The organism is Sphingobium lignivorans (genome assembly GCF_014203955.1).
Lineage (GTDB): Bacteria > Pseudomonadota > Alphaproteobacteria > Sphingomonadales > Sphingomonadaceae > Sphingobium > Sphingobium lignivorans.
Window position 1 is genome coordinate 2,559,729 of the sequence record NZ_JACHKA010000001.1, and the last position, 12,611, is coordinate 2,572,339.

Consider the following 12,611-nt stretch of genomic DNA (forward strand, 5'->3'; position numbering starts at 1 on the left):
TGGAGATCACATCGCGGCGCAGATCGGCCGCCGCCGATATCACCGCTGCGCACAGCGTTCTTGAACTGCCGGCCCGACGGGCTCATTCCTGATGGACGGCTCCACCCCTTCGCAGCGGGAGAGGAGTCCGGAACGGGGCAGTCATGGCACAGCAGGAGGCAAGTCCAGTCTCGCGCAGCCGTCGGATCGGACGATGGCTTGCCATCACGGTTGGCGTCGGGGCCGCCGGCCTGCTCGTGCGCCATCTCACGGACCTTGAGCATTTCGCGATTCTGGTGCGGCAGGCTCAGCCGCTCTGGCTTCTGGTCGGCCTCGGCCTTCAGGTTTCCACTTATGTGATGGTTGCGCTGAGCTGGAAACTCGTCCTGCTCCGCGCGGGATTGCGCCGGAAGCTGCATGTCCTGCTGCCAGTCTCGATCTCCAAGCTGTTCGCCGACCAGGCCCTGCCAGGCGCGGGCCTGGGTGGCCATGTGCTGCTGGTCGATCGCCTCATGGCGCTGGGCGCGCCGCGGGGGGCGGCGGCCGCGACGCTGCTCATCTCCATGATCGGCTATTATCTCGCTTACATGGTGCTTGCGCTGGCCATGCTGCTGGTTCTCTGGCTGCATCATCGCGCGACGCCGCTGCTGTCCGGGCTGGTCACGACTTTCCTTCTCGTCGCCCTTGCCATTCCCCTGCTGGCCCTGTGGCTGCGGCATCGTGGCAGCCAGCCCCTGCCGCCCTGGCTGGAGCGAGTGGGTCCGGTCCGCTCGATCCTCACCACCATCGGCGAGGCGCCGGTGGACCTCGTCGGCGATCGGCGCCTGCTGGTCCGGGTGTCCCTGCTGAATGGCGGCGTCTTTCTGGCCGATGCGGCGACGCTTGCCGTCTGCATGCGGGCGCTGGGCATGGCCTGGGATCCGGCCACTGCCTTTCTGGCTCTCATGGCCGGGTCGATCGCGGCCACGCTGGCGCCCATTCCGCTGGGATTGGGTAGCTTCGAGGCCAGCTCGACGGCCATGATGGCGTCTCTCGGCGTTCCGGTCGAGGCGGCCTTGACGTCTACGCTTCTCCTGCGCGGCCTCACGCTCTGGCTTCCCCTGTTGCCAGGCCTGGTCCTGATGCGGCCAGGATGGCACGGGAAAAGGGAGCGGCAATGATTGAGGGCTTCTGGAGCATGTCCGGCGAGCAGGCGCTCACGGCTTTGCACAGCACGCCAGCGGGGCTCGAGTCCGGCGAGGCCGCGGCCCGGCTGGAGGCGGACGGGCCGAACGCGATCGAGGAGGCGCGTTCATTCCCTGCCCTGCGGTTGCTGGCGAGGCAGTTCAAAAGCCCGCTGGTGCTGATCCTCGTCTTCGGCGCGATGGTTTCGATGGTGCTGCGCGAGTGGCTCGACGCGACCATCATCCTGCTGATCGTGAGCGGAAGCTGCCTGCTGAGCTTCCTCCAGGAATATCGGGCATCGAAAGCCGTTGCCGCGCTGCGGGACCGGCTGGCGCTCAAAGCCCGCGTGCTGCGTGACGGACAGGAAATCGAGATCCCGACGCGCGAGATCGTGCCCGGCGACATCGTGCTGCTGTCGGCTGGCAACATGGTGCCTGCCGATGGCCTGCTGATCGCCGCACAGGATTGCCTCGTCAATCAGGCCGCCCTGACCGGGGAGTCGCTCCCTGTGGAGAAGGCGCCCTGCGTGCTCCCCGCGGCGGCGGCGATGGGCGAGCGCACCAATGCCCTGTTCGCCGGCTCGTCCCTGCGCAGCGGCACCGCGAGGATGCTGGTCGTCCAGACCGGGTCGCGCACCGCATTCGGCCAGATCACCAGCCGGATCGGTGCCGCTGACGAGGAGACGGAGTTCGAACGGGGCGTGCGGACCTTCGGCATGATGCTTGTCCGCGTGATGATCGTCATGGTGCTCGCGGTGTTGACCGTGAACCAGCTGATGGACCGCCCGTTCGTGGAGTCCCTGCTGTTCGCGGTCGCGCTGGCGGTCGGTCTGTCGCCGGAGCTGCTGCCGGCGATCATCAGCGTCACGCTCGCCAAGGGCGCGCGTCATCTGGCCGCGCGCGGCGTGATCGTCCGGCGACTGGACGCGATCGAGAATCTGGGCAGCATGGATATTCTCTGCACCGACAAGACCGGCACGCTCACCAGCGGCAAGGTCAGGCTGGAGGCAGCGGTCGATCTGGAGGGCGTGCCCTCGACACAGGTTCTGCAGGCGGCATTCCTCAATGCCTGCTTCGAGACCGGGATCGCCAACCCGCTGGACGAAGCGATCGTGGAGGCCGCGCCGGCCGTGCATCTTTCGAGCGAGGCCTGGCGCAAGCTCGACGAGATCCCTTATGATTTCAGCCGGCGGCGGCTCAGCATCCTGGTCGAGGAAAAAGGCGCGCCGGGCCAGTCCCGCATGGTCACCAAGGGCGCCTTTGCGGAAATGCTCGCCGTCTCCGGCCGCCTCCGGGAGCGCGGTACGGACCGTCCCCTGCTCGACGAGGACAGGCGCCGGATAGAAGCTCTGTTCGAGGAGAAGGGAAAGGCCGGTTTCCGCGTGCTGGCTGTGGCCGAGCGGCAGTTCAGCACCGGCCATGACCGGGTGACTCACGAGGATGAGGCCGATCTCACACTCATTGGCCTGCTGCTGTTCCTCGATCCTCCCAAGGAGGGTGTGGAGCGGACCATCCGCGATCTGCGGGACCTGGGCATCACCACCAAGATGATCAGTGGCGACAACCGGCACGTTGCCGCCCATGTCGCGGCCCAGGTGGGGCTCGATGCCACCGCCGTGCTGACCGGCGACGAGATCGCCGGCATGTCGAGCGAGGCCCTGTGTCATCGCGCCGGGCAGGTCGCGGTGTTCGCCGAGATCGATCCGCAGCAGAAGGAGCAGATAATCCATGCCCTGCAAAAGGCGGGACATGCCGTCGGCTACATGGGTGACGGCATCAACGATGCCCCTGCCCTGCGCCTCGCCGATGTCGGGATTTCGGTGGATCAGGCCGTCGATGTCGCGCGTGAGAGCGCCGACATCGTGCTCCTGCAGCAGGATCTGAATGTGCTGCGCCAGGGCATCGTTGATGGCCGCCATACCTTCGCCAACACGCTCAAATATATCTCGATCACCACGAGCGCCAATTTCGGCAACATGGTGAGCATGGCGCTCGCCACGCCTTTGCTGCCGTTCCTGCCGCTGCTTCCCAAGCAGATCCTGCTCAACAATTTCCTGTCCGACATTCCCTCGATCGCGATTTCCAGCGACAATGTCGACCCCGAGCATCTCGAGGTGCCGCAGCGCTGGAGCATCCGGAATGTTCAGGCCTTCATGATCGTGTTCGGTCTCGTCAGCTCGGTTTTCGATCTGCTGACCTTCGGTGCGCTGCTCTGGATATTCCGGACGGACGCGGCGACTTTCCAGACCGTCTGGTTCGTGATTTCCCTGCTCACGGAACTGGTCGTCGTGCTGGTCCTGCGCACGCGGCGGCTGAGCTGGAAGAGCCGGCCCGGGGGCCTGTTGCTCCGCACGACGCTGGTCATGATCGCGGTCGGGCTCATCCTGCCGTTCGTGCCCGGTCTCGACGGCCTGTTCGGTTTCGAGCGACCGTCCGCCCGGATCATGGGCTTCAGCATCGCTATCGTAGCCTGCTATGCGCTGGCGACAGAAGTCACCAAGCGCCTGTTCTTCCCCCGACGCGAGAAGCAGGCCTGACGCAGAGCGGCCTTGACTAGACCGCCCCGGCAGGAAAAGGCTGGCGCGTGATCGTTCGCTCCAAACCCGGCCTGCGCGAGATACTCTTCGCGCTTCACGGCACCATCCTGGTGCAGATCCTCGGTCGCCTGTCCATCATCGCGGTGGTCTGCGTCTGCGCCGTTCTGGCCGCGCTCACCTGGCCGGGCCTGTTCGCGCAGATCAGGGGCATTCCCTTCGCGCTGATCGGCATCTCGCTCTCGATCTTCATGAGCTTCCGCAACGGCGCCTGCTATGATCGCTGGTGGGAGGCGCGCAAGCTGTGGGGCGCGCTGGTCATCGCCTGCCGGTCCTTCGCCCGCCAGAGCGGCACGCTGGACGAGGCGGACCGGGCGGTGCTGCTGCGTTATCTCTGCGGCTTCACGGCAGGGCTCGCCGCCCGGCTGCGCGGCAATGACGAGCCTGCCGTCATTCGCGCCCATTGCGGCGAGGGATCGTGGACGACCTCCCCCAACCCGACCGATGCCGTGCTGCAGCAGGCGGGCCGGCATTGCCTCGAACTTGCCGCGAGCCGAAAGATCACGTCCATCCACCATTCGCTGCTGGAGGGGCAGCTCGTCGCGCTCAGCCAGGTCCAGGCCGGGTGCGAGCGGATCGTCACGACGCCGATCCCCTTCACTTACTCGCTGGTCCTGCACCGCACGACCTACATCTTCTGCCTGCTGCTGCCTTTCGCGCTGGCCGGGATGCTCGGCTGGTGGACGCTGCTTCCCGTGCTGCTGGCGAGCTACACATTCTTCGGCCTCGATGCGCTGGCCGACCAACTCGAGGATCCCTTCGGCCTTGAACCCAACGACTTGCCGATCGATGCCATCACGCGCACCGTGGAGCGCGAGCTGCTGGCGTTGCTGGGCGAGGCAGACCTGCCCCCGCCGCTGGAGCCGCAGCGCTACATCCTGACCTGAAAGAGCCCGCCCTCCATGGCATCGACGGGGACGGCCATGCCTTCCAGCGCCAGCAGGAAGCGCTTGGCCGCAAGGCCGCCGGCAAATCCCGTCAGCGCGCCATCGGCCCCGACCACGCGATGGCAGGGCGCCACGATGGAGATGGGGTTCCTGCCATTGGCCGCGCCCACCGCGCGCACTGCGCTGGGCCGACCGATCGCGCGGGCGATATCCGCATAGCTGCGCGTCTCGCCGAACGGGATTGCGAGCAGCGCCGTCCAGACCTGCTTCTGGAAATCCGTCCCCTCGAAATCGAGCGGAAGATCGAAGCGCTGGCGCGTGCCGTCGAAATAGCCACCCAGCTGGCGCGCCGCCTCGTCGAGCATCGGATGATCGCCCGCCTCCACGCGTGGCCCGCGCTTCACCCGCGCCGGATCGTCATTCTCCCAGAGGACCGCCGAAAGGCCACGCTCGCTCGCGAGCAAAGTGAGCACGCCGAGCGGCGAATTCATGGTGCGGACTGCGTAACTCATGCCGGGCTCCTGTCATGGAAATGCCGCCATAAAGGCACGGGCGCGCGCGCACATCCCGCAGCTTGCGTTCAAACCGCACCGGCGAAGGCGCCACCAGGCATCGTCATCGGGCGCGATCGGGAAGGTTGCTTGACTTAGCGCCATTCGTTTCCTAAACGTTCACTGTCCGTTCCAACTTTCAGGGCCATGCCATGCTGACCGCCAAGCAACAGCAACTGCTAAGCTATATCAAGCAGCATCTCGACCAGGGCGGCGTCTCGCCCAGCTTCGAGGAAATGAAGGAAGCGCTGGACCTCAAGTCGAAGTCGGGCATCCATCGGCTGATCAGCGCGCTCGAGGAGCGCGGCTTCATTCGCCGCCTGCCCAATCGGGCGCGGGCGCTGGAGATCGTCAAGCTGCCGGACAGCCTGTCGTCGAGCGCCCATGCCGCGCCGGGCGCGAATGTGGTCCCGCTTCGCAAGCCCACCCCTGCCCCGCTCGCCGCGTCGACGATCGCCGCCAATGACGTGGTGGAGATTCCGCTCCATGGGCGCATCGCCGCCGGTGTGCCGATCGAGGCGATGGAAGGGCAGACCATGTTGTCCGTGCCCGCCGCACTGCTCGGATCAGGCGATCATTATGCGCTCGAAGTGTCCGGCGATTCCATGATCGAGGCCGGCATCCTCGATGGCGATTTCGCGCTGATCCAGCGCGCGGACACCGCCCGGCCGGGCCAGATCGTCGTCGCGCTGATCGACGAGAACGAGGCGACACTCAAATATTTCCAGCCCGAAGGCCGCAAGGTTCGGCTGGCGCCCGCCAATCGCGATTATGATCCGCAAGTCTATGATGCGGATCAGGTGCGGGTGCAGGGCAGGCTCGCGGGTCTGCTGCGCCGTTATAATTGACCGCGGCATCTGGCGGGGGCGGCGTCCTCGCTGAACCGGCGCGGACGACGGACCGGTAACGGACGGCCCCCGGCGCTGCGCTGCGTTCCTCACCCGGGATCCAGCCGCGTCTGCGGTCGGGACCCCGACGAGGCGCGCCGGCCCGCCCCCGGAAAATGCCGGTCATCTGTCGCGGATGATCCAGGGATGCTCGTCCCGGGGATCGCGCCCGCCAATGATCCTTCGGTCCCGCAAGGAGATCATCGCGCCGCCCATCGCCGCCAGCACCGGCCGGTCGAGCTTTGCCCAGCGGGGCAGGCAGGCATTGGGCAGCCTGCGATCGGCAATGGCGACGTCCGCCCGGGCACAGGCAGCGACGAGCGCCTGCCACGGCACGCGCAGGCTGGACCGGGTCATCAGCAGCCGGACGGACTCGGCATCGGCGCGCCGGAGCGTCACTTCGCACAGGTCCCGCGAACAGGCCGCCTCGCCGGTGTCGGCCAGCACGGCGAATGCGCCTTCATAGCCCGCCGCCTCGGCAAGGGTGGTGCGCACATAGTCCCCAGCGCGGTCGCGCAGCAGGGCCATTTCCCCGTTCGCCACGCGCAGGGCCACATGCCGCCCGTCCGCGGTGACCAGCACGTCGGGCGCGGGCGCGGCCAGCGTGAACGCGAGGCCGATCACCGCGGCCGGCGCGCCCAGCCAGCGGACCCGACTGCGCCAGAGCATCAGCCAGATGAAGCCGATCATCGCCAGCGCGAAGGCGAAATTCCCCGATGTCGGCCGGACCATCGTGGCGAAGGGCTGGTCCGCCACGAAATGCGCGAGCGCCAGCAACAGTGCCAGCGCCGCTTCCACGATCCACCAGGCCGGCCTGCCGAGGCCGACGATGTCCAGCATCAGCGCGAGCGCCTCGAAGGGCATGATGACGAAGCTCGTCAGCGGAATGGCGATCATGTTCGCCAGCGCGCCAAGCAGGCCGGCGCGATGAAAATGCGCGAAAGCGATCGGCGTGAGCACAATCTCGACGACGAGCCCGGTAGCGAGCAGCGCGCCCAGATGGCGCAGGAGGCGCCGCCAGCGCGCTTCCTCCCGCCGCGCGAAGAAGGCCCGCGCCGGCGGATATTCGTAAAGCGCGACGATCGCGGTGACGGCGGCGAAGCTCATCTGGAAGCTGGGGCCCGGCACGCTCTCCGGCCAGAAGAGCATGACGATGAGGGCGCCGACCGCGATCATGCGCAGGCTGATCGCCTCGCGCCCCAGCGCCAGCCCGCAAATGACGAGCAGCGCCGCGATGCACGAGCGGACCGTCGGCACTTCCGCGCCGGTGAACAGGGTGTAAGCGATTCCCGCCACCCCGCCGAGGCACGCGGCCACGAGGAGGATCGGCCATCGCAGCGCCAGTCCCGGCGAGAGGGCGAGCAGTCGCATTGCCACGAGCATCACGCCGCCGATGAGCGCGGAGACATGGAGGCCGCTGATCGAGAGCAGATGCGCGAGGCCGCTGCGGCGCATCGCTTCCGCGTCCGCCTCGCTGATGCGCGTGCGGTCCCCGGTCGCCAGCGTCACGGCGATCGCGCCTTCGCCGCCGGGAAGGCGCTCGGCGATGTGCGCGGCCATCCGCGCCCGCGCGCCGGGCCCGCTGTCGCCCCCGCTGACCCTGCGGACCGTCCCGATCACCCGGCCGGACGCGCCGATCCCCGCGAAATAAGCCCGCTCGGCAAAATCATAGGCGCCGGGCACGGCGGAAGGTGCCGGCGGCATCAGCCGCGTGCGCAGCGCGACGACATCGCCCCGCCCCGGGCTTTGGGGCAATTGCGCAGGTTCCGCGTTCACGCGAATACGCCGGGGCAGGTCCGGCCGGTCGAGCGGCGCGAGATCGAGCCGGACGAGCCCGCGCGAGAGCAGCGACTCGACCCCCGTCACGCGCGCGTTCAGCTCCACCATGGCCGGCCGGGCGAGCGGCATGGCGCCCATCAGCAGCGCCTTGGCCCATATCAGCAGGCAGCCCGCCGCCAGCAGCATGGCGCCCGTCGCAAGTGTCGGCGCCAGCCGCCCGCCCCGGCCCAGCATCCCGACCGCCATCGCGAAGCCCAGCCAGCCGACGACCCAGGCGACCCAATGCAGCGATGTCGGCAGGGCAAACCACGCGCAGATGCCCGCTCCCAGTGCGACCGGACACCACAAGGGCAGTTGGGCGCGCTCATCCTCCAGCCATGCCTCCACCCATGTGCGCAGGCGTGAGACAGCAGCGCTGCTGCGGTGCAACAGCGGGATTTGTCGACTGGAAAAAGCCGTGCTAGGGGCGTGCTCGTTCAATGGACCCCTTCCCCCCTGGAGCTGAGCATAGCGTGACGGACGGTTTGAAAACAACGAGCAAGGTCGTCACCCGCTTCGCCCCCTCGCCCACGGGTTTCCTGCATATTGGCGGCGCCCGCACCGCGCTGTTCAATTATCTCTTCGCCCGGCATCATGGCGGCCGATTCCTGCTGCGGATCGAGGATACCGACCGCGCCCGCTCTACCGAGCAGGCGATCGAGGCGATCTTCGACGGGCTGGGCTGGCTGGGCCTGGAGGGCGATGAAGAGCCTGTCTTCCAGTTCGCTCGCCTCCATCGCCACGCCGAAGTCGCGCAGCAGATGCTGGCGGCCGGTCACGCCTATAAATGCTTCGCGACGCCCGAGGAACTGGCCGAGCTGCGCGAGCAGCAGCGCGCCGCCCGCCAGCCGATGCGCTATGACGGCCGCTGGCGCGACCGCGATCCCGCCGAGGGTGGCGACAAGCCCTTCGTGATCCGCCTCAAGGCGCCGCGGGACGGCGAAACGGTAATCGAGGACGCGGTGCAGGGCCGCGTCGTCGTCCAGAACAACGAGCTCGATGACATGATCCTGCTCCGCTCGGACGGCACGCCGACCTATATGCTCGCCGTGGTCGTGGACGATCACGACATGGGCATCACGCATGTCATCCGGGGCGACGATCATCTCAACAATGCCTTCCGCCAGCTCGGCATCATCCGCGCGATGGGCTGGCCCGAGCCGGTCTATGCCCACATCCCGCTCATCCACGGGGCAGACGGTGCCAAGCTCTCGAAGCGCCATGGCGCCATGGGCGTCGACGCCTATCGCGACGAGCTGGGCATGCTGCCCGAGGCAGTGAACAATTATCTGCTCCGGCTGGGCTGGGGCCATGGCGACGAAGAGATCATCGATCGCGCGCGCGCCGTCGAGCTGTTCGACCTCTCCGGCGTGGGCCGCTCTCCCTCCCGCTTCGACATCAAGAAGCTGGAAAGCCTCAATGGCCATTGTATCCGCGAGGCCGATGACGGGCGCCTCGCCCTGCTGGTCGCGGAGCGCATGGCACCACTGGACGACAGCGCCGCTGCGCAGGCGCGCCTCCACAAGCTGGCCGACATCATGCCCGCCCTCAAGCCCCGCGCGAAAACGCTGCAGGAATTGACCGAGGGCGCCGCTTTCCTCTTTGCCACGCGACCGATTCATGTCGACGAGGCCGCCGCGAAGTTGCTAGACACAGACGCGCGGACCTTGATCAAGACCGTGGCCGATGCCCTTGGAAAGCTGCCGGACTGGTCGCTCGAAGGGATCGAGACCGCGATACGGACCGTGGCTGAGGATGCCGGTCTGGGACTTGGCAAGGTGGCACAACCGCTGCGCGCCGCATTGACCGGGCGAACGACTTCGCCTGGTATTTTCGACGTGCTCTACCATCTTGGACAGGAAGAGACACTCGGGCGTCTTGGTGACCAGATCCGGGACTGACCAGCCGCGAACAAAGGAACGAGGGGTGAAGGAATGACCGATAATGTCAAACTGAACGTCGACGCTAAAGAGGTGGACCTCAAGGTGCTCTCCGGTTCGGTGGGCCCGCAGGTCATCGACGTGCGCAAGCTTTACGCGCAGACGGGGATGTTCACTTACGATCCCGGCTTCACCTCCACGGCGAGCTGCGATTCGGCTCTGACGTACATCGATGGCGACAAGGGCGTCCTGCTCCACCGCGGTTACCCGATCGAGGAACTGTCCGAGCATTCGAGCTTCATGGAAGTCGCCTATCTGCTGCTGCGCGGGGATCTGCCCTCCAAGGACGAGCTGGACAAGTTCGTCTGGACCATCACGCGCCACACCATGGTGCATGAGCAGCTCAGCACCTTCTTCCGCGGTTTCCGGCGCGACGCGCACCCGATGGCGATCATGTGCGGCGTCGTTGGCGCCCTGTCGGCCTTCTATCACGATTCGACCGACATCACGGACCCCGTCCAGCGGATGATCGCGAGCCACCGCCTCATCGCGAAGATGCCAACGCTGGCTGCCATGGCCTACAAATATTCGGTCGGCCAGCCCTTCGTCTATCCGCGCAATGACCTGAGCTACACCGGCAATTTCCTGCACATGACCTTCTCGGTCCCGGCCGAGGAATATGTCGTGAACCCGGTGATCGAGCGGGCGCTGGACCGCATCTTCATCCTGCACGCCGACCATGAGCAGAACGCGTCGACCTCGACCGTCCGCCTCGCCGGCTCGTCGGGCGCGAATCCGTTCGCCTGCATCGCGGCGGGCATCGCCTGCCTGTGGGGCCCCGCGCATGGCGGCGCCAACGAAGCGGCGCTGAACATGCTCCGCGAGATCGGGACGCCCGAGCGCATCCCGGCCTATATCGCCCGCGCCAAGAACAAGGACGATCCTTTCCGGCTGATGGGCTTTGGCCATCGCGTCTACAAGAATTACGATCCGCGCGCGACAGTGATGCAGAAGACGGTGCGCGAAGTGCTCTCCGAGCTCAAGGTGAGCGACCCGATCTTCGACGTTGCCCTGCAGCTCGAGGAAATGGCGCTCAAGGACGATTATTTCGCCGAGAAGAAGCTCTTCCCGAACGTCGATTTCTATTCGGGCATCATCCTTTCGGCCATCGGCTTCCCGACCGACATGTTCACGGTGCTTTTCGCACTGGCGCGGACTGTCGGCTGGGTGGCGCACTGGAACGAAATGATCTCGGATCCAGAGCAGAAGATCGGCCGCCCCCGCCAGCTCTACACCGGCCCGGCGCAGCGCCCCTACGTGCCTGTCGCCGAGCGCTGAGAACGAATATCGGCCGGACGGCAGCGAGCCTGTCGTCCGGCTTCTTCCATGGATCACCCCGGCGCTCCACTCGCGAGGCTCCGCTTTCCCGCCCTCCCCGTCCGCTCCCTCGCTCGGCCTCTCCGCGCGGCTGGGCGATTGCCGTCCGTCGAAAGATCGGCTACCGATCCCCGCAGGGTCAGCAGTTCACCCAGGCGTCACCGTCCCGCGAGGGAAGCTAAACCTGCCGAAAACCAGACAAACGACTCCAGCCCTCGTGCCGCGTCGCAAGCCGGTGACCCTCGATATCCAGCAGGCACATGCGAGGATTGGTCATGTCCAGAACGATCTTGCCGTTCGCTGCTCCGGATTTTTCCGCTCTTGCCCGCTCGCTGCGCCAGCAGCTTGTCGGGCGCACCGCAGCGCCCGGTCATCTTGAACTGATGAACATGCTGGCGCGGGCCGCCGGCAGCCGCAATTACCAGCATTACCGGGCGCAGGCACTCGCCACGCCCACGCAGCAAGCGCACGCTGCGCCCCCGGCCACGCACGACATCGAGGCGGCGGACGCCCCGCCCGTGCGCCCCGAACGCCTCGAAAAAGCCCTGCGCTGCTTCGATCGGGATGGCCGGCTCACTCGCTGGCCGGCGCGCACCGTGCTCCAGCATCTCTGCCTGTGGCCGCTCTGGGCGGATTTCCCCCCGGCCCGCACGCTCGATGAGAAGCAGGTCAACGACTATCTTAAGAGCCGCAACAGCTTCTCGGATCATGCCATCCTGCGGCGGGAGATGTGCAACACCGGGCTCCTCAGCCGCACGCGCGACGGCCGGGCCTATCGGCGGCTGGAGCGGCGCCCGCCGCCCGAAGCGCTCATGATGATCCGCCTGCAAGCCGACAAGTGCCGCAAGGCGGGGTGACAGGGGAATGAACGTCAGCAGGAAGGTTCGGGGCCCATGTCCCGGCCTTTCCGGGCTCAGGCAGCCTTGCGAGTCTTCGCCAGCTTCTTGAGAAGCATGTCCCGCTTCAGGCGCGAGAGATGGTCGATGAAGAGAATGCCTTCGAGATGATCCATCTCATGCTGGAGGCAGGTGGCGAGCAGCCCTTCCAGCTCTTCCTCGTGGATGCGGCCCTGCCGGTCCATCCAGCTTGCCCGGATGCGCGCGGGGCGATCCACCTCGGCATATTGGTCGGGCACCGAGAGGCAGCCCTCATTATAGACCGAGTGCTCGGCCGAGCCTTCGAGAATGCGCGGATTGATGAACACCAGCGGGTTCTTCACCGGCGGCGCGCCCTCCTCGTCCGACTCGGGCTCCTGCAGGTCGATCACGAGCACGCGCTTGGGAACGCCGATCTGGATGGCTGCAAGGCCGATACCGGGCGCGGCGTACATCGTCTCGAACATGTCGTCGATCAGCGTCTGCAACGCATCGTCGATGGTCTCGACGGGCGTCGAAATCGTCCGCAGGCGCGGATCGGGCGTCTCGATGATAGGACGGATGGCCATGAGGGGGAGATATGAGAGCGGCCACGCAAGA

Annotated in this window: 10 protein-coding genes; 7 read left to right on the plus strand and 3 right to left on the minus strand. The window is 66.8% G+C overall.

Translation table 11 applies throughout. The features are described from left to right. Positions 1-143 precede the first annotated feature (143 nt). The 3 genes from HNP60_RS11870 to HNP60_RS11880 are packed head-to-tail and all read left to right on the plus strand — an operon-like array spanning position 144 to position 4,623. Positions 144-1,139, plus strand: a complete 996-nt coding sequence (locus tag HNP60_RS11870) for a lysylphosphatidylglycerol synthase transmembrane domain-containing protein (RefSeq protein WP_184153952.1) — start codon at positions 144-146, stop codon at positions 1,137-1,139. Next, positions 1,136-3,679: a magnesium-translocating P-type ATPase gene (gene mgtA / locus HNP60_RS11875; RefSeq protein ID WP_184153955.1), complete on the plus strand. Its 2,544-nt coding sequence runs from the start codon at positions 1,136-1,138 to the stop codon at positions 3,677-3,679. Before HNP60_RS11870 ends, mgtA begins: the two co-directional genes overlap by 4 nt. A 47-nt stretch (positions 3,680-3,726) precedes the next feature. Beyond that, positions 3,727-4,623, plus strand: a complete 897-nt coding sequence (locus HNP60_RS11880; RefSeq protein WP_184153958.1) for a bestrophin family protein — start codon at positions 3,727-3,729, stop codon at positions 4,621-4,623. Here the strand turns inward: HNP60_RS11880 and HNP60_RS11885 are convergent. Beyond that, the gene (locus tag HNP60_RS11885; RefSeq protein WP_184153961.1) at positions 4,608-5,135 is read right to left on the minus strand and encodes a methylated-DNA--[protein]-cysteine S-methyltransferase; all 528 of its coding nucleotides are present in this window, start codon (positions 5,133-5,135) and stop codon (positions 4,608-4,610) included. The genes HNP60_RS11880 and HNP60_RS11885 overlap by 16 nt on opposite strands. A 191-nt stretch (positions 5,136-5,326) precedes the next feature. Here HNP60_RS11885 and lexA point away from each other — a divergent pair, with 191 nt between their 5' ends. Next, the gene (lexA, locus tag HNP60_RS11890) at positions 5,327-6,022 is read left to right on the plus strand and encodes a transcriptional repressor LexA (protein WP_184153964.1); all 696 of its coding nucleotides are present in this window, start codon (positions 5,327-5,329) and stop codon (positions 6,020-6,022) included. Positions 6,023-6,184: 162 nt separating this feature from the next. Here the strand turns inward: lexA and HNP60_RS11895 are convergent, their stop codons facing one another. Continuing rightward, positions 6,185-8,269 (minus strand): ComEC/Rec2 family competence protein, encoded by a 2,085-nt coding sequence (locus HNP60_RS11895; protein WP_184153966.1) that lies wholly within the window; start codon positions 8,267-8,269, stop codon positions 6,185-6,187. A gap of 50 nt (positions 8,270-8,319) precedes the next feature. Here HNP60_RS11895 and gltX point away from each other — a divergent pair, with 50 nt between their 5' ends. From gltX to HNP60_RS11910, 3 genes are all read left to right on the plus strand, one after another. Then, positions 8,320-9,780 carry a glutamate--tRNA ligase gene (gene gltX / locus HNP60_RS11900; RefSeq protein WP_260394857.1) on the plus strand — a complete coding sequence of 487 codons (1,461 nt, stop codon included), beginning with the start codon at positions 8,320-8,322 and terminating at the stop codon, positions 9,778-9,780. 33 nt (positions 9,781-9,813) lie between these two features. After that, entirely contained in the window at positions 9,814-11,097 is a 1,284-nt protein-coding gene (locus HNP60_RS11905; RefSeq protein WP_014076846.1) for a citrate synthase, read from the plus strand. Between the two features lie 314 nt (positions 11,098-11,411). Continuing rightward, a complete protein-coding gene (locus HNP60_RS11910) occupies positions 11,412-11,993 on the plus strand; it encodes a DUF2087 domain-containing protein (protein ID WP_184153971.1) in 582 nt (193 codons plus the stop codon). Between the two features lie 56 nt (positions 11,994-12,049). Here the strand turns inward: HNP60_RS11910 and def are convergent, their stop codons facing one another. Further along, positions 12,050-12,580 carry a peptide deformylase gene (gene def, locus HNP60_RS11915; protein ID WP_014076848.1) on the minus strand — a complete coding sequence of 177 codons (531 nt, stop codon included), beginning with the start codon at positions 12,578-12,580 and terminating at the stop codon, positions 12,050-12,052. Positions 12,581-12,611 lie beyond the last annotated feature (31 nt).